The sequence below is a fragment of the Bacillus sp. SRB_8 genome, from assembly GCF_003264205.1.
GTDB classification, from domain to species: Bacteria; Bacillota; Bacilli; order Bacillales; family Bacillaceae_G; genus Bacillus_A; species Bacillus_A mycoides.
Map to the genome: position 1 here is coordinate 1 of NZ_NADT01000026.1, position 20,546 is coordinate 20,546.

Here is a 20,546-nt window from a genome sequence, read left to right on the forward strand (position 1 = left end):
CGCCGAACTCGGAATTTGCAATCACGTTGAACTAGCTACAATTCAAGATGGACTTCAACAAAACCAGTACGACACAGAAAAGGTGTTTTGCTGGTTTTGTTTGTATTTACGCATTATCTTTACGAAGAGGCTTTCCACGAATAATATCACGCTCAAACTCTGCAAGAACAGCTATCATACCAACTTTTTAGCTGTTAAGAAACTTTGCAACAGAACCAGACATGTACTCCTTCATCACTAAAAACAGCCAGTTTTGATTTTAAATTTTTTTATTTATTGACTATGAAGTAACCACATAGTTTATAGTATGAATATTATTCCTTATAGGAGGCAATATAATTAGATGGATAGCTATAAGTTAACTAAAAGTGATATAATTAAGATTTTTAATACTACGAAAGAAACACTTCGATTCTATGAAGAAAAAGGATTAGTTCAGCCAAAGGTAGGTAAAAATAACTATAGATTGTATGGAAATGAAGACCTACAAAGAATTAGCCAAATCTTCTTTTGTAAAGATATGGGTTTTTCAATTGAAGAAATTGATTTAGTAATAAATAAGAGAAATATAATAAACAATATGAATATCTTACAGAACAAAAAAAATGAAATTGAAACTGAAATTCATCGATTTATGGAAGTGCAAAAGAAAATTACTAGGCTCCTGGATCTCCTTCAAAATAGAAGCAGAAATTTCAATAAAATTCAGAGTGTCTATTTTGAAGAAAGAAAATATTATCACATCAAAGGAGAAAATTTTAATAGTGTAAAATCCTTTTTTGATAAATTCCGTTCTATTTTTAAGCAAGGTGAATTTTTTCAAGAACAATTTATAACAATGTGTCCAATTAAGAATTTCTTCAATGATGATTTGGGACTTTCAGTTTATTATCCTGTTTTGAATGATACAGAGATGGAGCATGTTGATATTCTTAGTATACCTGCAGGTAATTATCTTTGTGTTGATTACGTATGTACAGAAGGGCATATGGATGAAGCACGACGTCAAATATATACAAACATTAAAGACTATATAAAGAGAAATGGTTTACAGTTTAGATCATGTAATGTAATTGAATCAGATTTACACGGATTGAATCTGTTTTACCCAGAAGGACAGATAATTATGAATATGCAAATTCCTGTTGAAGAAAAATCGAAACACCAAGAGAAATGAGCATTTATTTATGCAACACAATTTACAAGAAAATTGGAAAAATCGGCTCTTTTATCAAAATGTGTTTAGTATGATTTTTTAAAAAGTGCTGGTAGTCCACTTACTATAAAATCATAGAATCTCTTTAAATTAATACAAACTAAAGCCAATTTGCTTAGCGTGGGTTTTATGTCAATTGGTTGGCGGGGCCCCTACTATAATTGGGGTCTGTGTACATGCCCATCAAATTAAGCTATTTTAATACTCCATTGCCATCAAGCTAAGACTTTAAAGTACTCTTTAAATGGAAATTTTGTGTTTTTTATAGCACCGAAGTTCATTTTTATCATTTTGGGGAAGAATGTGTTTCTTAACTTGATAGCGATGGGGTCACCCCACACATCTATCAAATTAAGCATTTTATAACACACCAAAAACGAAAAAATGTGCATCTCCAGATGAAAATGTACATTTTTTTGTTTTTGGATACTTGTTTCTCTTATCTTAATAGTGATGTGGTGAGAAACATTAATTGTAATCAGCATTTTGATAATCGTTATCTAATCTCAGCACTCTTCCATGTGAACGATATTTTATGTGAAAGGTATTATGATTATTACTTGTACTGAGGCTCTTCATGTTCAATTTGCTGAAGACGAGGATTTAAAGATTCAATAATTTCTTGAGTTTGTTGTGCTGCACCTGTATATAATTGTTTTGCTTGCTTGTTATCAGTATCAAGAACAAATCCTTCTAGGCATGCTTGAGCACTCTTTAATCCAGCGATAGTTTGTTTAAGTTTAGTACTTACTGTCATGTAGTAATCCTCCTTGTAAATGTACTTCAAAATATAGGATGCCTATTTTGTTATCATAGTACGATTTCTAATTTTAGGGTTATCAGGAATGATAACCCTAAATTAGAGTTATGTGAATGAGAAATTTTACAGTTAATTATTCAAAGGAGGATTTTTTAGCTAATAGATGCATGGAATAGTTTTGCCCCAATAACAAAAACTAGCAGAAATAAAACAATAATATATAAAGGAGATTAAATATGCTGAAAAAGATAGGGGGAATTTTCCGAGTACTCCTCTTTTTATTTATCGGTGGATGTTTTGTTTTGCTTGTTTGGGGTGAAATTGACAGAACAATAGCCGAAAAAAGTGGGAGATTTGGTCAGCAGCCTAGTCAATACCCTATTCGTCAAAGTGATATTACTATGTATACAGACGGGAAACAGTTAAACAATCAATTATTCTCAGATATAGAGAAAGCAAAGCAGTACGTACATATTAACTTTTTCTCTATTGCTGATGATAAAGTAAGTCATCAGTTTCTACAGTTATTGCGGCAAAAAAGTCAGGAAGGTGTAGAAGTATACTATGCATTGGATAGGTTAGGTGGAATTTTACTAAAGAAAAAGGAAAGAGAATTATTGGTTAAAAAAGGAATTCATTTTACGTATTACAATAAACCTGATTTTCCTTATCTTTTTTCTTCTTTAGATCATCGGAATCATCGTCGTATTTCAGTTATTGATGGAAAGATTGGGTACATTGGCGGATTTAACATTGGAAAGAAGTATTTTTTGGGGGGAAGGAAAAAATTGGTTATTGGAGAGATTAGCATCTTCAAATACGAGGAGAAGGAGTTCAAGATCTAGAACGCCAGTTTGTATTAGACTGGAAGAAAAACTCAGAGAAGCCGATTCCGATACACAATGCGGTAAAGGAAAAGGGAGCAACCTCGCAACGATTTACTGCATATTATAGCGGAGAAAAACTTGGGCAAGATTATGCAATGCTGTTTCAACAAGCAAAAGAATCCATCATTATATTAACACCTTATTTTATACCAAAAGACAAAACTATTTGGAAAGCATTAGTAGATGCAAGAAAGAGGGGAGTCCGTGTCAAAATTCTGTTCTCACCTCATTCGGATGCACTGTTAGTTAAAGAAGCAGTGTATCCATATATCCGAAAAGCATTAAAACAGGGAATAGAAGTATATGGTTATAAAAAGGGAGTGTTACACGGTAAAGTATTTTTGATTGACGAAAAAGTATTGATGGTTGGGACCGTGAATTTTGATTCGCGCTCGTTTCATTTAAATGAAGAAATGAACTGTTATATCCAAGACCCTGTCTATATTTCGAAAATAAAGCCAGTCATTACTGCAGACTTACAAAATTCAAAGAGGGTAACATCCTCTGACGTCAATCAATTATCTATAAAAGAAAAAATGAAAGAAAAGGTCGCAAAAATGTTTGAGTATTATTTGTAAAAACAAAGAATTTTTATATTAAGGAATAGTAAAATGATAGGGGTCTCGCCACATGCCTATCAAGTTAAGAAATTAATTGTTCTCTAAAATGAAAAAATGAAAATAACTAATAACCGATTCCATAACTACCGTATAGGGAATCGGTTATTGTTTGCATAAGTTTCTTTTTATGACAAAATTTTAATTGTTATTTTCAATTAGCTGTTTAAATGATTGAATATTTAAACCGAAATTCGGAATATTTTTCGTTTCTTCTGCTTGTTTAACAAGTTTTACTACTAAATCATTGTATGGTGTTAAAATCCTTGAATACTTCGCTTGGTTAGGAACGATTCCATTAATATAGTCTATTTCTGTTTCTCTTTGCTTTTCAAGGTCTTGTAACATACTCGCTTTTAATAGTGCTTGTGGTTTGAATATCGTTCTAAAAGCATTCATTCTATCTGCAATATCAGATTCATTTTTTATTTCTAAAGATGAAATATCAAAGCCCCCCATACGAGCAAATTTTATACCTTTTGAGTGACCTACCTTAATAGTTTCATCCGCTAAATGCACTGCACTCATAACACCAAACTCATTATCGAGTACATCACCGTACGTACCCCCAAGCGCTGCTGACATACCACTAAGAGCTACGTTGACCATTAATTTTGACCACTTTATTCCAACAAGGTTATCCGATATAACTGTGCCACCTACATGATCTAATACAGATTTTATATTTTGAATTCTTTCAGTCATTGAACCATCAAGTTCACCGATTGCAAATGCCTGCTCCTTAAATGTATCAAAGTTTGTAGTAAGTTTTGAAACTCCTGGTTCTACCCACGTTGCGCCAAATTCAACTGAGCCACCCACTACTCGCTCTTTACCAACTAATGAAACAATATTTCCCTCAGGAATTCCGTTTTGTAACGAACAAACAACGCTTGTTTCATTTAGGAAAGGAAGTAATTCGCTTATAACGGATTGATTATAAAGTTGTTTCGTAAGCAATAAGACTAAATCATATGTCCCTGGCATTTGTTTTGGTGTAACTGCTTTTACTGGTATAGTACATTCTGTTGTGCCTACAATTTTCGCTCCAAATTTGTTTAATGCGTCGACATGAGCCTGATTTACGTCAATTAATTCGACGTTTTCTCCGCCCTTTGCAATAAATGCCCCGATAATAGTACCTAAAGAACCTGCTCCTAAAACTGCAACTCTCATCTTAAACACACCTTTCTTTATTTCGTATTCAGAAAATTATAAACTGGCTGTACAGCATTTAAAGTTAAATCAGTCAAAATATGTGTAGCTGAAACAACCTCAAGGACTGGTAAATCTGCGAGCGGTGCAAGTGCATGCTCAAATAGTTGCAATCGTGCAGGTCCCGTCCAAGCTTCCTTTATTGTGATATCTGTAATTTGAGTACGAACCAAATCACAAACCTTTAATTGTCCTTCATATCCCGTTGCTATCTTAACCATAAAATTTGGGCGGGATATTTCTTTTAGAGCTTCTTTATGATCTAATGGAATATGTTTATAGCCCATTGTTGCAGTTGCAACACGTAATGAACCATAATCAAGTGTCCCAACTAAAGTATCCGAGTCTATAAGCAACTCTGGATTACCTAATTTTTTTGGATAAGCGGACAGTTCACGCCCACTTGCAATCGCTGGGAAGTTGTCAACATACATGGAATGTATATAATCACCCTCTTCTCCATTAAAGCTTACTGGTATAACTTGTCCTGCTTCAGTATAAGAACCAAGTCCAGAAACATCAGGCATCTTCATCACCTCAAACTTAACGAAAGGTTCCGTAATTTCTAAAGGCTCAGGTACAACTTTACGTAAAGCTGTCATGTCAGTTCTATAAATAATATTTAAATATTCCCGATTCACAAATTTATATGGCGGCATTGGATATGCTGGTGAAGTTAATGGTGTAGTTAGATGATTTGGCACATTGTTGATATTCATTCGTTTTACACTCCTTATGATGATAATCTTGAGCTTTTACTATTTTAATAAGCTATCTTTCATGAAAAACGTTCTTTATGAAACACCTTGTAACAAAGCGATATGAATGCTTTGCTTCTACATTTGTATTGTAATTTACAATTATGATAAAATAAATTTAATTAAATTTATTTTTACTTAATTTTTTTTTAAGGATGTGTCTTACATGAATATCATTCAGCTTCAATATTTAATTGATGTAGGAGAGTTAGGCTCTTTCACTGAAGCAGCAAAAAAAAACCGTATGACCGTACCAACAATAAGCCAATCAATTGCACAATTAGAGAATGAATTGGGTGTTACACTCTTTACCCGTTCAAGGAAAGGAACCAATTCAACTATTGAAGGGAAAATCGTTATTCAACATGCGCTTACTGTTTTGAAAACGATTAATAAAATGAAGAATGAAATATCAGTATTCCAAAGTGAGAATCAAGAAAATATTATTATTGCTACTATCCCAGGGATGATCTCACAGATAATTGATACTACAATAAAATTTAGGAAAGACTTTCCTCATGTGAATATCCAGTTAGTTGAAGGTGATTCTAGATTAGTCCTAAATTACGTTCAAAACGGCCATGCTGATTTAGGATTTGTATCTTTTAAAACGGAAAAAGAAGAAGAATTTTTAACATGGGAACCATTAGTAAAAGGTGAAACCTTGTTAGTAATAAATAAACGATCCCATTTGCGCTTTAAACAGAGTATCTCAGGTGATGAATTAGAGGATGAAATGATTGTTTTGTATAATGATCCCTACTTAAAAAAGATTACTCAAGATATTTTACCGACGCATTTATGGAATAAAGTCTCATTAATAACCAATAGCATAGAAGGTATCTTTCGAATGATTATTCATGAAAATGCAATTACAATTGGTCCCGATTATCTTGTTCATTCATTACCCCCAGAGCAAAAAAATGAAATTATCACTGTCTCCATAGATAAATATAAAACGATCCCTTATTATCTTTGGAAGGTAACAAGAAAAAATGAAAAAGCATCTGGGCTAATAAATCAATTTACAGAGCAATTATTCAGTAATTTATCTAATCAGCACGATTAATTAATATTGGTGTTAGATGTCGTTAAAAAAAGTCTTACCAAGGCCATAGCCATCAAGTTAATAAAAATCCTCCAGATACTGAAAGCATCTGGAGGTCGTGGGGATCTTAGTTAGCGAGATAACAGTACCACCGCTATAAAAGTGTTGGTACTGCCATATTGAGTGATACGTATTTTATTAATTAGAATGTACTTGCTATTTTAACAGCCTTTTCAAGCCCTGCGGCAATAATTTCTTCTGCTTTATTTTCAGCTTTGGCAATTCGCTTGATATACATTGTTCCAATATCATCAATCGTTTATGTTGTTCAAGTTCTTTCATACGGACCCCATCTAATTTGGCAGGAGGGATAAGTAGATTTTGAAAAAAATTACTTCCCAGCTGTCGGTCACTAATCCGATTTTTTCGTGCAATTCATGTCTTGATTTGTTCTAGTGTAGGACGGCCTGGGTCTCGTTTTATCGCATACCAATCAGAATAAGTAGCTCCATCAATCTGTTGAAATAGTGTATCTGTTTTTTCTTTTTCTTCATTGCTTAATGAATCTACAACTCGTTTATATAAAGTACGATAAGCCACACTATAGATATGGTCTACAGATTTTACTAACGTCTGAAATGCAGGTAATTCATAACTATGTTTGACTAATTCGTCAATCGTAATATTCACAATATCACTTTTCGCATCTTTCTCTAACACTGCGTTTTCCATTGCTGTTAACATAATTTGACGAGTTTGATTATCAAATACTTTTGCTTTTCGATAGTTCCGAATCATGGTGATTTGACGTTTTCCGGTTCCCGTCCGATGATAAGAATCCCATTTTTCATTACCAGAAAGAGTAATATTAGATGTTCTAGCAATATGCTTGATAATGACAAGGGGAACATCTGTAATCGGAACAAAATAGTTTAAACACTGAAAAATTTTTAGCAAAATTAAAAAGTTCAACTGAGAAGATGGATTACGAGAATGTGCTTTTGTCCAATTTAATTCTTTTAATGAAGGAGAAAATAGCTTATCTAGTTCTTTGGGTGTAGGATTACTTTTTAACCTTGAATAAGCTGTTTCTTGAATAGTAAGCATGCCATAACTCCTTTCTAGTTATAGGAACTCCCAATTTCAAATTTACATTTGTCCAAAAATATAATGTATAATCTCTACGAGATTTTTATCTTTCTTCACTAAGGTTTTGTAGTATATTCCATTGTTCTTCTGCAGATGGAGTAACATATCTACGTGTTGTTTCAATAGATTCATGTCTGGCCATTTGTGCAACTAACACAAGATCACCACCACTAACTTCTAAAAGACTTTTACAATATGTATGTCTAAGACTGTGTGTTGTCATTCCGCCTTTTGGTGAAACTTGTTCTAAAAGTGGTTTCACTTGTTTATGAATAGCTTGTCTGGTCATTTTTTTCTTATGAGTGGAAAGAAAAAGTGTTGTGTTATCGACAGATTGTCCGCGAACTTCAATCCACTCATCGAGGGCGCGACAAATATCTTTTACTGCTTTTACTACATCAGGCTTACCACCTTTACCTTCACGAATTGTAATAGTTCCTACACTACCAATTTTTCTATAATCCTATATTTCTAAATTTACTACCTCACTAATTCGAAGGCCCGCTTGTAACATTAAACGAACCATGGCCATATTTCTTTTTCGCTTCCATTCATTTTCTTCTCGTCGAATCAAGTTAAGTAATTTCACTTGTTCCATATCATTCAACCAACGTGGAGTGTCTTCTAACCTAGAAATACGTTTTATCTTTATTTTTTTGGTGGGATCATATATTGCAATCCTTTGTTCAATAAGATACGACCAGTATACTTTTAATGAGGCAATTCTTTTATTTATTGTAGGCTTTGCCACTTTTTCAATGGTCTGCATATGATGAATCCATTCATGAATAACTTTTGCACTTATTTCATTAGGATTCCAATTTCGTTCATGTGAAATTTGTAACCATTCCATAAATTGACGGACTGAGCGAACATATACTTGAATGGTTTGCTCTCGTTTCCCTTCATTTTTTAACCAGGTTTTAAAATCCATTATTATCTTTTTTTCTTCAAATGTGTTCCGTTAACAAAAGATAAATAACTTGAAAATTTTAATTTTTTTTACAAATAACTCACAAAAGTAACATATTTTAAATTTATTGTTATACATATTGATTATTTTATATAGATAGTCTTTTTTATAATGATTACATCACAGGAGGTTTTTCAATGGATATGGATACTTACTATTGGGAAATGGTAAAAAAGAACATTGGTGTCTATTCAAGAGCGGAGCAAGAATGTCTTAGGAATAAAAGAGTAATTATCTTTGGATTAGGGGGAGTAGGAGGTTATGAAGCCATCCTCTTTTCTAGAATGGGGGTTGGGCATATTACAGGGGTCGATCCAGATGAATTCGAAATATCTAATATAAACAGACAAATGTTAGCGCTTTCTAGTGTGGTGGGAAAACCAAAAGCAAAAGTTGCTGAACAAGTTGTAAAAGATATCTATCCTTATATCTCAACAAACTTTATACAAACAAAAGTAGATGAGGACAATGCGGTGGAATTAATGAAAGGTCATGATATTGTGGTAGAAGCTGTGGATGATATGCCTTCTAGGGTCATTATACATAGAACAGCTAGAGAATTAGGGATACCAAGTGTAGGTATGTCAGGGAGTCCCCCAACAAGAGGGTTCGTTTCTACATTCTTTCCAAATGGGATTCCATATGAAGAGGCATTGAATGTGTCTGTTGTAGGATCCAGATTAACAGATTCAAAGTTAAGGCAGCAAATTACTGATATTAAGAAAAAAAGAGCATGGTATTCGGTTGATAAGGGAGCGCCTGAAGAGTGGGCAAAAGATTTTTGTGAGGGGAAAGTAGGCTGGATTATTACTCCTATGCGAGCACATCTTTTATCGTTATTTAGCTTTCATGAAGCGATACAAGTGCTAACTGCTCGTGAACCTTTGGCTAGAGCACCAAAGGGCATTGTTATAGATGTAGATAGTCTTACTCCTGTCCAGATAAAAGACGCACCAGAAAACGGTTGGGATTATGCAACATTATAAGGGGGAAGCAAAATTGTTCAATGAAAATTTAAATACACAAAATATATATGAAGAAAGTTTTACACGAAATATCGGTGTGATTTCTGTAGAAGAACAGAAAAAATTAAAAAATGCTCGTGTTACTGTAGTTGGTGCTGGAGGAGTAGGGGGCATTACGCTTGTTCAATTGGCACGAATGGGTATAGGGAAGATTCATGTAATTGATCAAGATGTTTTCGAAGCGAGTAATATTAATCGACAAATGCTTAGTTCAATAAGTACGTTAGGGAAACCAAAGGCATTTGTGGCTCTAGAAACCTTAAAAGACATTAATCCCTTACTACAAGTAAAAATAACACAAGAGTTTGTTACAGAAGATAACGCAAAAAATCTGTTAGCAAATACAGATCTTATTATAGATGCAACTGATAATTTGGTAGCAAGGGTTATTATTCACCGTATGGCTCAAACTTTAGAGATTCCTTCTATCTGGATTGCTGTTACACCACCCTTTAGAGGTGGCGTCATGTCATTAACCCCTGAATCTGTACCTTATGAAATTGCGTTAGGATATCCATCTTATCAGCAAGAACTAACACCTGAGATGCAAAACAGAATTCATGGTTTAAAAGATGGACGTGCTCTGTATTCTATTAAACATGGTGCAGATGAACAGTGGGCGAATAGCTATGTAAATAAAGATCGACCATGGGCTGTACTATCTCCTGTCGCAAACATTATAGGGATTCTAGCAAGCTTTGAAGCATTTAAGTTTATTGTAAGTCGAGAAGATTTACAACCTATTATTAGTCCAAACCTTATCCAGATTAACCTTTCACATCCAAACATGGTGCAGGTATGTGAACCTGAAAACGGCAGTTGGGATTATACAACTTTATAGAAGAGGTAAAATATATGGTTTCTTTTCTACTGCTAGGAATTGTTTTTATACTTGCTTTGATTGTTAAAGATTATGCACTAGCTATTGCAGCAAGTTTATTAGGCGTGTTATTTGCTATGGGACAAAAAACTATCTTGCATGCTATTCAGCAATATGCTTTTCCGATTGGTATTTTCTTTCTCATGTTATTTCTTTTAGTTCCCATCACATCAGGGAAGATTTCGAGTGATAACATAATGAAGTTAATTACTTCTCCAATTGGGTGGGGATCGATTTTAGCGGGGTTTATAGTGTCGTTTATAGGAGGAAAAGGAGTAGGAGTACTACCGATGAACCCAACTATATTATTAGGTGTTTTAATAGGTACTCTGATGGCTGTATTGTTTACAAAGGGGTTACCGGCGGGGTTAATTATTGCAGCTGGAATAATAGCCATCATTTCTATGAAATGAAAGGGATTTTAAAAATGAAAATGAATTGGAAATCTATAAGTTTAATGGGTGTTTTTTTCGTTTTTTTACTGTCTAGTTGTTCAAATCATCAAGAAGTTTCAGAGGGGACAAAAACTTCTAAAATAATTAAAGAAGAATATAAAATTCCACAAGAAGACGAAACATTATTTTTACTTCATAAAAGTGTAAATACAAAAAAGCAATATACATCAGACGAAATTATTTTGTTTTTAGAACCATTTAGTGTTCCTACTGCAGAAGCTTTTGATGTATCAAAATATTCATGGATGGATGAGTATGCAAAAAAAGGATATGATACGTGGGCAATGGATTTTAGAGGATTTGGGCAATCTTCAAGGCCAAAAGAAATGTCAGAAGCGCCTAACCTAAATAAACCAGTCGTTCATTTAGATGATGCAACAAAAGATTTAGAAACAGTTGTGAATTGGATTAAAAGTAAAAGGAATGTAAAAAAAATTCATCTTGTTGGCTGGTCATACGGGGGCGTGGTAGCTGGAAATTATGCAATATCACATTCTGATGATGTTAATACACTTGTTTTATATGGATACATGCATGGATTTACGCTTCCAATGATGACAGAGCCATTTGACAATCCGTTACAGCAAGGGGAATTCAATCCGCATGCAACCTCCTATCAAACTGTAGACTTTGATAAAGGAATGCATCACTGGCATATGATGATGGGCGAGAAAAAAATGGTTACAAATGAAGCTATGGATTCTGTAAAAGACGTATTTCTTCACTCAGACCCAATTAGCGAGAAAAATAATGGCATCATTCGTCGACCGATGGGGCCTCTAGAAGATTTATACTCTATTTGGAATAACCGTCCTTTATATGATGCATCTCAGATTACTTCACCTGTGCTGGTTATTTATGGAGAAGATGATTTATTTGCCGATAGAGATATGCTATCGAAATTAACTGGGACTAAGCAAAAAAAGGAAGTTGTGATTCCTAATGCAACACACTGGGCGGTATATGAAAAAAATCATGATGTTCTATTTAAAGAAGTATTGAATTTTATAGAAATGAAAGAAGGAATAAAGGAATGAACAGGGATATAACAATCTTAGATGCTACTTTGCGAGAAGGGGAACAACAATGTGATGTTCGCTTTTCAAAGAAAGATAAAATTACGCTGGTTCATATGCTTGAGGATTTTGGAATCCGGTTAATTGAAGTTGGACATCCTGGAATTTCTCGTGAAGAAGAAGCGGTTTGCCGAGAAGTTGCGGCTGCTGCAAAACAAGCTGATATTTTAATGCATGCTCGAGCGAAAAAAGAAGAAGTTCATGCTGCATATCGAGCGGGAGCTGATTGGGTAGGGATTTGGGCATCTATTAATCCGATTTCTTTACAAACCAAATATACAAATCGATCAAAAGATTATGTGATGAATCAAGTGAAACAAGCGATTGAAGAAGCTCGTTACTTAGGCATGAAAATTCGATTCACAATTGAAGATGCTTCCAGAACTACTTGGGAAGATATTTCTTACCTTGGAAAAATTGCATATCAAGCGGGAGCAAATCGAATTAGTTTAGCAGATACGGTGGGAGTTTGGGAACCTAATGAGTGTGCAACCATAGTCAAGAAAGCAGTTGAAACATTCCCCTGTGAAATTGAAGTACACTTACATAATGATTTAGGACTAGCACTAGCGAATGCTCTTGCGGCTATTGATGCTGGGGCTTCTGTCATTGATGCAACTTTATGCGGGATAGGTGAACGGGCTGGGATTGTTGATTTACTAAATTTATCTGTTCTGTTATCACAAAAATATAATCAATACTTTCAATTAAAAATGATTCCAGAATTAACACAATCTCTTCAATTGGCTACAGGTTGTAAAGTCGATCATTGGAGACCTATCATTGGAAAAAATGTTTTTACACATACAGCACCTTATCACGTAAAAGCTGTGAATCATAATGTTTTAGCATATGAAGGAATTCAACCTGAAATGATAGGAAGAGTGAGGAAGATACAACAAAAACGGGTAGAACGAAAAGGACCTCGCCTTTCAAAGAATTTACGCGTTAGTAAACCATTTGTAAAAGGGGCATCTGAACTTTTGTATCATAGGGATGGGCCAGGAGAACGATGGGTACAAATGGATTATAGAACAGATGAGCGCGCTTCATTTTATGTAATACAACGTATATTCTGTAATCAGCATATGGACGGAAATTTGGAAGGTCATGTGGATGATCATGCACATCATTGTGATAGTGCTTTTGTGTTTTGGGGTAATAACATAGATGGTACAGGGCTTATATGTGAAGTGGAAATCGAAGGAGACGTACAAATCATTGAGAGCCCCGCATCTGTTTTTATTCCATCCGGTTTCAAACATAAATACAAGTACCTTTCAGGTGTAGGAACATACACAAACATTGTACTAGCCCCTAATTATAATTCAAGCTTGTTAGAAGAAAATCTTTCGAAATTATATATATATTAACAAAGATTAGAAACAGATGGGATCCAATAGATTTTTTGAATCCTATCTGTTTTTTTGAATGCCCCAAAAAGAAGGAATTGTTGCCGTGCCCCTACATCTTGTATCAAGCTATACAACAAAACACTCAAGAAATAACAAAAATCTTGTGTCGTCTATTCAACACCTTACTGAAAAATGGACGGAAATCTCACCGATATGAGAAGAAAACGGTCTTTGATATCCTGGGTGTTATTTATGAGCATAGTGGATTGAAAAAACAAAATTTCATTATTTTTAAAATTTTGTTGATTGAGGTTTATTTGACATACTTATTTTTAAGGGTACAAAGTATTTTAAGAGTTTTTTCGTTCATATGAACGAGATTTCATTTTATTTGGGCTCTTAAGTTGATGGGCATGGGGTAGAGTCAAACTGCTATCAAGCTAATATTTTAGAGCATCTTAAAATGAAAGTTTCATCTCTTCAATGTTGTCTATGAAAATTCAATTCATTCTTTCATTTTGAGGAACGATTAATTTGTTAAGTTGATGGACATGCGTAAGATTCTTTACATTAATTTCTATTTTACTTTTAATCATCATACTCCTTATATTTTTTCCTTTATATACATTTTCCCAATGGATTTGGGTTAAGTTATTTCTAGAGGGGATGTAGCAATTTCAATGAGTATATTTATATGTTACTGTTCGTAAAGTTTAAAATGTGAATTTTTCGAATATATTACATGGTTTATTTCTGAAGGGAGAGGTATTATCAATTGAAACAGCATGAAAAAATCCCTTGTTATCCTCTAAAATCCTTGCACGACCTTATTCAATTGTTAAAGAAATCCGAAGATTTCGCTGAAATAAAAGTTTATTCAGATAATTCGTCTGTAGTTGTCTCATATTTTCGGACATTGATTGATGTAAATATGTTACAAGAAGATGTTTTACCGTACATAAAAGAAAAACCTTTCGATTCACTACAAGATATTCAAGCTGCTTTACCGATTGGAGTTGCAAAAGTAACAAAACAAATAGAAGACATTCAGAATGATATTTTAAACGGGTATATACTAATTCAAATAGATAAAGATATATCAAGCTGCTTGTTAATAAATATATCAAAAAAAGAAGGCCGGGATATTACAAAGGCTGAAATTGAATATAATATTGTAGGCCCACAAATCGCATTTGTTGAAGATCTGGATACAAATTTGAATTTGTTACGCAGAAGGCTTCCAACACCGTTTCTCCAAGTAGAAGCATTGAAAGTAGGAAATCTTTCTAATACTTCTGTAGCGGTAGTATTTATTGAAGGAATCGCAGACAATCAAAATGTAGAGGAAATCATAAAACGTGTAAGTAAAATAAAAATAGACCACATTCTTGATAGTACTTATTTAACCCAACTGCTTGTTGATAATCCAAGTTCTATTTTTCCACACTTCCTTAATACAGAACGTCCAGATCGTGTAGCTGCTGTTTTGGCTGAAGGAAAGATTGCACTATTTGTAGATGGCTCACCTTTTGCTATCACACTCCCTACGACATTGATTGAATTTTTTACTTCAACAGAAGACTATACGATGCCTTGGGTTTTAGCTTCTTTCTTTCGGTTGTTAAGAATTTTTGCTTTTATATTTTCCGTTTTAACTACGCCCTTATATGTTGCGATATTAACATATCATTACGAACTTATTCCGAAAGAACTTCTTGAAACATTGGTGATTTCTAGAAGTAAGATACCTTTCCCTCCGGTAATCGAAGCATTTTTTTTAGAAATAACTATTGAATTATTGAGAGAAGCAGGAACACGCTTACCAACTAAAGTGGGATTAACCGTAGGTATAGTAGGTGGTATTGTAATTGGACAAGCATCAGTAGAAGCCAGTCTCACAAGTAACGTGCTTATCATTATTGTTGCTCTTTCAGCACTAACATCATTTACAACTCCAATTTATAAAATTGGTATTACAATTCGAGTAATCCGCTTTCCCTTTATAGTAGCAGCACAACTACTAGGGTTACTAGGGATTGTTATAGCAAGTTCTTTTCTTCTAACACATTTATTACGTACAAAATCGTTAAAACGTCCTTATTTATTCCCTTTTTATCCTACAAGACTGGCAGATTGGAAAGACAGCATTATTCGTATGCCAATTTCATCAATGTTTGAGCGACCTTTATTTTCAAGAACCAAACAGCGCATTCGTTTTGATCCCGAAGACGCAAAGAAAGGTGGAATTTTATCACGAAATGATTTTGATGATTGAATCTAACATGGAGGACCGTTATGAAGAACATTCCAACTGAGTATCAAGTCTCCCCATTTGTTGTATTTTTTTTAATTTGTACTATGCAAATGGGAGTCGGTATGCTTGGTTTTGAAAGAATTAGTGCAAAGTTAGTAGGAAACGATGCATGGATTAGTACCCTATTATTTGGATTGTCTGTTAACATCATAATTTGGATTATATATCAAATTTTGAATCAAGGTAACGGGGACATCATCATAATACATCAGAATGTCTTTGGAAAATGGATTGGTGGGGTATTTAACCTCATTTTTCTAGCATATCTTTTAATGCTGGGTGCAACAACATTACACAGTTATATTGAGGTAGTCCATGTTTGGATGTTTCCTTCTATGCCTACGTGGATTCTTTCAGGGGTTTTTTTGATTTTATGTTACTACATTGTAACAGGAGGATTTCGTGTAGTTGCAGGCATTGGCTTCTTTGGAATTGTCATTCCAAGTATGCTGTTTTTTACATTTTTCTATCCTTTGCAATACGCAGATTTTCGAAACCTATTTCCAATGTGGCAGCATTCATTTCAAGAAATAATTAAGGGAATGAAAGGAACTATGTTCAGCTATCTAGGATTTGAAACGTTATTGATGTATTATCCCTTTATTAAAAATGCGCGAACCTCTCAGAGATATGCGCACTACGGGAATTTAGTAACGACGGTCATATACACATACCTTATTATTTTATCACTTACATTTTTCAGTGAAAAACAACTTTCTCATGCTATATGGGCATATTTGAGTATGACCAAAATCATTCAGCTTCCTTTTATAGAGCGATTTGAGTACATTATAATCTCTGTCTGGGCATTTTTTATATTACCGAATATAGCCATAACATTATGGGGAGTAAGTCGTGGCCTAAAAGAGACATTTAGGATAAAACAAAAATATATTTTGCCGTTTCTGCTTCTATTTGTCTTTATTTTAACATTTTTCTTGAATAATCGTAATAAATTGAATGTGTTAAACGGTCGGCTAGGCCAAACTGGTTTTATTTACATGTATATGTACCTTCCTATATTATGGATTATCCAAACCATTCGAATAAAATTAAGGAGATAAAGATGAAACAGTGGGTATTTTTTCTCATATTCAGTGTCCTCTTAACAGGGTGTGCTAAAACTAAAATTGTTGATGACATCGATTTAATTCAAGTTGCTTCATATGATTTAGAGGCTGAAGATAAAATAAGAGGAACGTTTGCGATTTCGGCATATACAAGTAGTGGCGGTGGACAAACAAAAATTTATTCAGCATTGGGGAAGAGTAGTAAAGAAATTTTGGCAAGAGCATCTGAAAAATCTTCTGGACCTCTAGAGTTAGGTCAATTACGTGTGATTATATTTGATAAAAAATTAGCTAAAAAGGGAATGCAAGAAATTTTAGAAACTATGAACCGAAACCCAAGTATCGGAAATTCAATCTATTTAGCGATTGCAAATGAAAATGGAGGGACGCTTTTAAAGGGAAATTACTCTAAAGAAAAAGGGGTTTCCACGTATTTATCTTCCTTAATTGAGCAAAATGTTAAGAATGGAGTACAACCAGAAACAAATTTTTATTTATTTTTAAATCAACTTTATGATGATGCGAGAGATTCATATTTGCCTCTAATTTCAAAAAAAGAAAATTTATTAGAGTTAACTGGTGTGGTTTTATTTAAAAGGTATAGGATGGTTGATACGCTCTCATTTAAAGATTTGTTTATATTCAAAGTGTTGACCGATAAATTTCGAGGTGGAACGTATCAGTTCCGTCTTCCTGGTTTTTCTGATAATTATGCCACGATAGAAAATATTAAATCTGAAACAAAATACAAAATGAAGGGAAATAGCCAGAATCCATTCATAGACGCTCATATTCAAGTGAAGGGTGAAATACAAGAACTGACAAAAACAAAAAACTTAGATAATGCCAAAGAAATACGAAAGCTAGAGAAGATAATGGAAAATGAAATAGAGAAAAAGGCAACTAAATTAATAAAAAGATTTATTAATAAAGGGACAGATCCTATAGGTCTTAGAAAATTTGGTAGGACTCAAACAAGAAAGTGGAACGATAAAGAGTGGGAAAATTCCTATAAGCATTTCCGTTTTCATGTAACTGCGAATGTGAAGATTATCCAGTCTGGTGTGACGGAATAAAAAAGTCACATAAGGTATGAAAACTTTTAATAAATGAAACAAGGTGTTATGGGATGAAAACAGGAAAAAAGCATCTCATGAAAAGTTGAGATGCTTTTTATATTTAATAATTTTTATACATGTACAGCTGTACCCCTTTTTTTATTTTTATAATAGAGTATAAACCGAATGAAAATATGTATTTCTATATAGAAAGGGAATTTTCTATGGATCCACTGCTTATGGCTGTTATAGGACTACCGTTAACAATAGTAATATTAGTTATAATTGGTTTTATAAATTATTTGTAAAAAAGAAAAATATCACTTCTTTTTATACTCCATTTGATCACATGACTGGTCAAACGATTTCGGAATTTCATGAAGAACAGAAAGTACTAGTAGCTGAAGGTGAAGATGGTGATGGGAAGAAGAAAAAATAACATTACTTATCACAAGGCACATCCATCAGTTTAATAATATGAACTATTCTAAAAATTAAAAACACGTTACTATTCTCTTATGTTAATAAGAAAGGGTGACGTGCTTTTTATGAATATGAATCCAACGCAAGAGTTGTCTTTATTTGCTGAAGAGTTATATCAATATATGTCTCCTGCTACACTTAATCAATTAGCTGTAGAAGCTGGCGGAATGAAACGAAAACGCAAGTGCCATGGGCACCATTTTTTATCTTTATGTGTATGGCTAAATCAACAAATCGCTACTACCTCTCTTACTCAACTTTGTAGTCAATTAGAAACTTCAACTGGAATTTTATTAAGTCCTGAGGGACTTAATCGAAGATTTAACTCTGCTTCTGTAGCCTTCTTTCGAACTGTATTTACTACACTTCTACAAGCTAAAATTGGAGGATTATCTAAGATTTCTCATTCTCTTTCTGCTTACTTTGAGCGCATTCGTATCCTTGATTCTACAACCTTTCAAGTTCCAGATCGATTCGCATCTACTTATCCTGGTGCCGGAGGATGTAGTCATAAAGCTGGTGTGAAAATTCAACTAGAGTATGACTTGTTGAGTGGAGAATTTTCTGATGTAAAAATTGAACCAGGAAAACGAAGTGATCAGGCGTATGGTGCGACTCGCACAGGCATGATACAAAAGAATGAACTATATATTCGTGACTTAGGATATTTTCGTTTACAAGACTTTAAGTCTATCCAAGATAAACAAGGATATTATTTATCACGTCTTAAATTACCAACTAAAATATATAGAAAAGAATTTAAAACAGTGGTATTTAAAACAAAACCCGCTCAAATGAAACCGGTATATATACAAATTCATTTGGAAGATATCATGAAACAATTACAACCTGGCCAAGTGTATGAGTTACATGATGTATATGTAGGGAGTAAAGACAAACTGCCTACTCGTATTGTGGTTTATAGATGTACGGAGGAGCAAAAACAGAAACGCTTACGTGATCGAGCTATTCGCGAAAAGAAAAAAGGGATTACATATACAGAGCGTACGAAGCTTTTACAAGGAATTACGGTATATATGACAAATATTCCTACGGAATGGGTACCAAAAGAGAAAATCTATGATTTATATTCACTGCGTTGGCAAATTGAGCTGTTATTTAAAATATGGAAATCTTGGTTTCAAATTCATCGTTGTAAATCTATTAAACAAGAACGGTTAGAATGTCACCTTTATGGACAACTCATTAGTATCCTATTATGTTCTTCTACTATGTTTAAAATGAGAGAACTCCTGTTACGTAAGAAACAGAAAGAGCTAAGTGAATATAAAGCGATGTACATAATTAAGGATTATTTTTTACTTTTTCACCAAGCATTACAGAAGAACACCCAAGAGTTATCAAAGATTCTCCTTCGCCTGTTTAACCTCCTACAGCACAACGGACGAAAATCTCATCGATACGAGAAAAAGACAGTCTTTGATATTTTGGGTGTTGTTTATGAGTATACCACTTCTACTCATCAGGTAGCATAGTAAAAAAATTGAAACCCGTCAGGGTTTATTTGATATGCCTACTTTTATAAAATCTATAACAAATAATAAAAAACTACGTGGAAAGACCGTATTTTGTATAAAAATATACTTTAAGTTGATGGATGTGGGGTTTCGCCACATGCCTATCAAGTTAAGATTTTGAAGTTCCTCTTAAACGAAAATTTTGTGTTTTTTATAGATCCAAAGTCATTTTTATCGTTTTTGGGCAATCTGTTCTGTTAGGTTGATGGATATTTAATGAATTTCGACTTAAAAACAATTGATTTTAACAACGTTAGGAGTGTTTCATGCAGCACAATGTCATTTGTGTTGTATTGCAAGAAGAAAAATTACATTAAAAAAGAGCCAGAATTCATCCTGTTAAGAGTAAATCGACTTTTAATATTTAAAAGGATGGAAAAAAGAAACACAGAGGTGAAAAACCTCTGTGTTTCTTTTTGATTAATATATTTACTGAACTTTCCGGTACAGATACTCCTTCATCCTATTATAGAAGCTATTTTGAACGTAAGTAATTTGTAAGAAATAGGTAAGAAAAAAGAGATTTTCATTGTGTATGATAAAAATATAAAGAGGCGTGAAAGGCGGAACAGATATGACTTATATATGAAAAACAAACCAGTAACAAGAGTGTTTCAAGGAAAAGAAGTAATTTTTGGGGTTAACATATATGTGGGAAAAGAGGGGTTT

16 protein-coding genes and 4 pseudogenes are annotated in these 20,546 nt (G+C 33.7%); 14 read left to right on the forward strand and 6 right to left on the reverse strand.

Translation table 11 applies throughout. From position 1 onward, the window contains the following. Positions 1-343 precede the first annotated feature (343 nt). Entirely contained in the window at positions 344-1,177 is an 834-nt protein-coding gene (locus B5P40_RS21690; protein WP_113709853.1) for a MerR family transcriptional regulator, read from the forward strand. Between the two features lie 595 nt (positions 1,178-1,772). Here B5P40_RS21690 and B5P40_RS21695 read toward each other — a convergent pair. Then, the gene (locus tag B5P40_RS21695) at positions 1,773-1,973 is read right to left on the reverse strand and encodes a DUF1657 domain-containing protein (RefSeq protein WP_000218935.1); all 201 of its coding nucleotides are present in this window, start codon (positions 1,971-1,973) and stop codon (positions 1,773-1,775) included. Positions 1,974-2,212: 239 nt separating this feature from the next. On the opposite strand from B5P40_RS21695, the pseudogene B5P40_RS34095 reads away from it, so the two are divergent. Next, positions 2,213-3,441 (forward strand): annotated as a pseudogene (locus B5P40_RS34095) (phospholipase D-like domain-containing protein). 180 nt (positions 3,442-3,621) lie between these two features. Here B5P40_RS34095 and B5P40_RS21705 read toward each other — a convergent pair. Further along, on the reverse strand, positions 3,622-4,656 hold the full coding sequence (locus B5P40_RS21705; protein ID WP_113709854.1) for a ketopantoate reductase family protein: 1,035 nt from the start codon (positions 4,654-4,656) through the stop codon (positions 3,622-3,624). Between the two features lie 17 nt (positions 4,657-4,673). After that, a complete protein-coding gene (locus B5P40_RS21710; RefSeq protein ID WP_113709855.1) occupies positions 4,674-5,414 on the reverse strand; it encodes an acetoacetate decarboxylase in 741 nt (246 codons plus the stop codon). Positions 5,415-5,619: 205 nt separating this feature from the next. Between B5P40_RS21710 and B5P40_RS21715 the strand changes: the two genes are divergently transcribed. Next, entirely contained in the window at positions 5,620-6,522 is a 903-nt protein-coding gene (locus tag B5P40_RS21715; protein ID WP_113709856.1) for a LysR family transcriptional regulator, read from the forward strand. Positions 6,523-6,721: 199 nt separating this feature from the next. On the opposite strand, the pseudogene B5P40_RS21720 reads toward B5P40_RS21715, so the two are convergent. The 3 genes and pseudogenes from B5P40_RS21720 to B5P40_RS21730 form a co-directional block, all read right to left on the reverse strand. Next, positions 6,722-7,608 (reverse strand): annotated as a pseudogene (locus tag B5P40_RS21720) (DUF4158 domain-containing protein); the annotation flags it as partial. An 85-nt stretch (positions 7,609-7,693) separates the two neighbouring features. Next, positions 7,694-8,101: a tyrosine-type recombinase/integrase gene (locus B5P40_RS21725; protein WP_309252111.1), complete on the reverse strand. Its 408-nt coding sequence runs from the start codon at positions 8,099-8,101 to the stop codon at positions 7,694-7,696. Between the two features lie 12 nt (positions 8,102-8,113). Next, positions 8,114-8,584, reverse strand: coding sequence for a tyrosine-type recombinase/integrase (locus B5P40_RS21730; protein WP_002128220.1), 471 nt, complete (start codon positions 8,582-8,584; stop codon positions 8,114-8,116). Positions 8,585-8,760: 176 nt separating this feature from the next. Between B5P40_RS21730 and B5P40_RS21735 the strand changes: the two genes are divergently transcribed. From B5P40_RS21735 to B5P40_RS21785, 11 genes and pseudogenes are all read left to right on the forward strand, one after another. Beyond that, entirely contained in the window at positions 8,761-9,609 is an 849-nt protein-coding gene (locus tag B5P40_RS21735) for a HesA/MoeB/ThiF family protein (RefSeq protein WP_002162264.1), read from the forward strand. Further along, positions 9,596-10,489, forward strand: a complete 894-nt coding sequence (locus B5P40_RS21740; protein WP_483296264.1) for a HesA/MoeB/ThiF family protein — start codon at positions 9,596-9,598, stop codon at positions 10,487-10,489. The genes B5P40_RS21735 and B5P40_RS21740 overlap by 14 nt, the downstream gene beginning before the upstream one ends. A gap of 14 nt (positions 10,490-10,503) precedes the next feature. Then, positions 10,504-10,941 (forward strand): DUF441 family protein, encoded by a 438-nt coding sequence (locus tag B5P40_RS21745; RefSeq protein ID WP_002128217.1) that lies wholly within the window; start codon positions 10,504-10,506, stop codon positions 10,939-10,941. A 14-nt stretch (positions 10,942-10,955) separates the two neighbouring features. Then, positions 10,956-12,020, forward strand: coding sequence for an alpha/beta hydrolase (locus B5P40_RS21750; RefSeq protein ID WP_113709859.1), 1,065 nt, complete (start codon positions 10,956-10,958; stop codon positions 12,018-12,020). Then, entirely contained in the window at positions 12,017-13,432 is a 1,416-nt protein-coding gene (locus B5P40_RS21755) for a homocitrate synthase/isopropylmalate synthase family protein (protein WP_002162261.1), read from the forward strand. The genes B5P40_RS21750 and B5P40_RS21755 overlap by 4 nt, the downstream gene beginning before the upstream one ends. Positions 13,433-13,524: 92 nt before the next feature. Next, positions 13,525-13,692: pseudogene (locus tag B5P40_RS21760) on the forward strand (IS4 family transposase); the annotation flags it as partial. Between the two features lie 497 nt (positions 13,693-14,189). After that, entirely contained in the window at positions 14,190-15,689 is a 1,500-nt protein-coding gene (locus B5P40_RS21765) for a spore germination protein (protein WP_098986809.1), read from the forward strand. A 20-nt stretch (positions 15,690-15,709) separates the two neighbouring features. Beyond that, positions 15,710-16,792: a GerAB/ArcD/ProY family transporter gene (locus tag B5P40_RS21770; protein WP_002128210.1), complete on the forward strand. Its 1,083-nt coding sequence runs from the start codon at positions 15,710-15,712 to the stop codon at positions 16,790-16,792. Between the two features lie 2 nt (positions 16,793-16,794). Continuing rightward, positions 16,795-17,874, forward strand: coding sequence for a Ger(x)C family spore germination protein (locus B5P40_RS21775; protein ID WP_002128209.1), 1,080 nt, complete (start codon positions 16,795-16,797; stop codon positions 17,872-17,874). Between the two features lie 206 nt (positions 17,875-18,080). Then, a pseudogene (locus B5P40_RS21780) lies at positions 18,081-18,295 on the forward strand (DUF3951 domain-containing protein). Positions 18,296-18,404: 109 nt separating this feature from the next. After that, the gene (locus B5P40_RS21785; protein WP_050551291.1) at positions 18,405-19,835 is read left to right on the forward strand and encodes an IS4 family transposase; all 1,431 of its coding nucleotides are present in this window, start codon (positions 18,405-18,407) and stop codon (positions 19,833-19,835) included. The last annotated feature ends 711 nt before the right edge of the window (positions 19,836-20,546 follow it).

Excerpts from the sequence above, each read along its gene's own strand:
- B5P40_RS21690 (WP_113709853.1), top strand. The coding sequence starts at position 344 with ATGGATAGCTATAAGTTAACTAAAAGTGATATAATTAAGATTTTTAAT.
- B5P40_RS21695 (WP_000218935.1), bottom strand. The coding sequence starts at position 1,973 with ATGACAGTAAGTACTAAACTTAAACAAACTATCGCTGGATTAAAGAGT.
- B5P40_RS21705 (WP_113709854.1), bottom strand. The coding sequence starts at position 4,656 with ATGAGAGTTGCAGTTTTAGGAGCAGGTTCTTTAGGTACTATTATCGGG.
- B5P40_RS21710 (WP_113709855.1), bottom strand. The coding sequence starts at position 5,414 with ATGAATATCAACAATGTGCCAAATCATCTAACTACACCATTAACTTCA.
- B5P40_RS21715 (WP_113709856.1), top strand. The coding sequence starts at position 5,620 with ATGAATATCATTCAGCTTCAATATTTAATTGATGTAGGAGAGTTAGGC.
- B5P40_RS21730 (WP_002128220.1), bottom strand. The coding sequence starts at position 8,584 with ATGGATTTTAAAACCTGGTTAAAAAATGAAGGGAAACGAGAGCAAACC.
- B5P40_RS21735 (WP_002162264.1), top strand. The coding sequence starts at position 8,761 with ATGGATATGGATACTTACTATTGGGAAATGGTAAAAAAGAACATTGGT.
- B5P40_RS21740 (WP_483296264.1), top strand. The coding sequence starts at position 9,596 with ATGCAACATTATAAGGGGGAAGCAAAATTGTTCAATGAAAATTTAAAT.
- B5P40_RS21745 (WP_002128217.1), top strand. The coding sequence starts at position 10,504 with ATGGTTTCTTTTCTACTGCTAGGAATTGTTTTTATACTTGCTTTGATT.
- B5P40_RS21750 (WP_113709859.1), top strand. The coding sequence starts at position 10,956 with ATGAAAATGAATTGGAAATCTATAAGTTTAATGGGTGTTTTTTTCGTT.
- B5P40_RS21755 (WP_002162261.1), top strand. The coding sequence starts at position 12,017 with ATGAACAGGGATATAACAATCTTAGATGCTACTTTGCGAGAAGGGGAA.
- B5P40_RS21770 (WP_002128210.1), top strand. The coding sequence starts at position 15,710 with ATGAAGAACATTCCAACTGAGTATCAAGTCTCCCCATTTGTTGTATTT.
- B5P40_RS21775 (WP_002128209.1), top strand. The coding sequence starts at position 16,795 with ATGAAACAGTGGGTATTTTTTCTCATATTCAGTGTCCTCTTAACAGGG.
- B5P40_RS21785 (WP_050551291.1), top strand. The coding sequence starts at position 18,405 with ATGAATATGAATCCAACGCAAGAGTTGTCTTTATTTGCTGAAGAGTTA.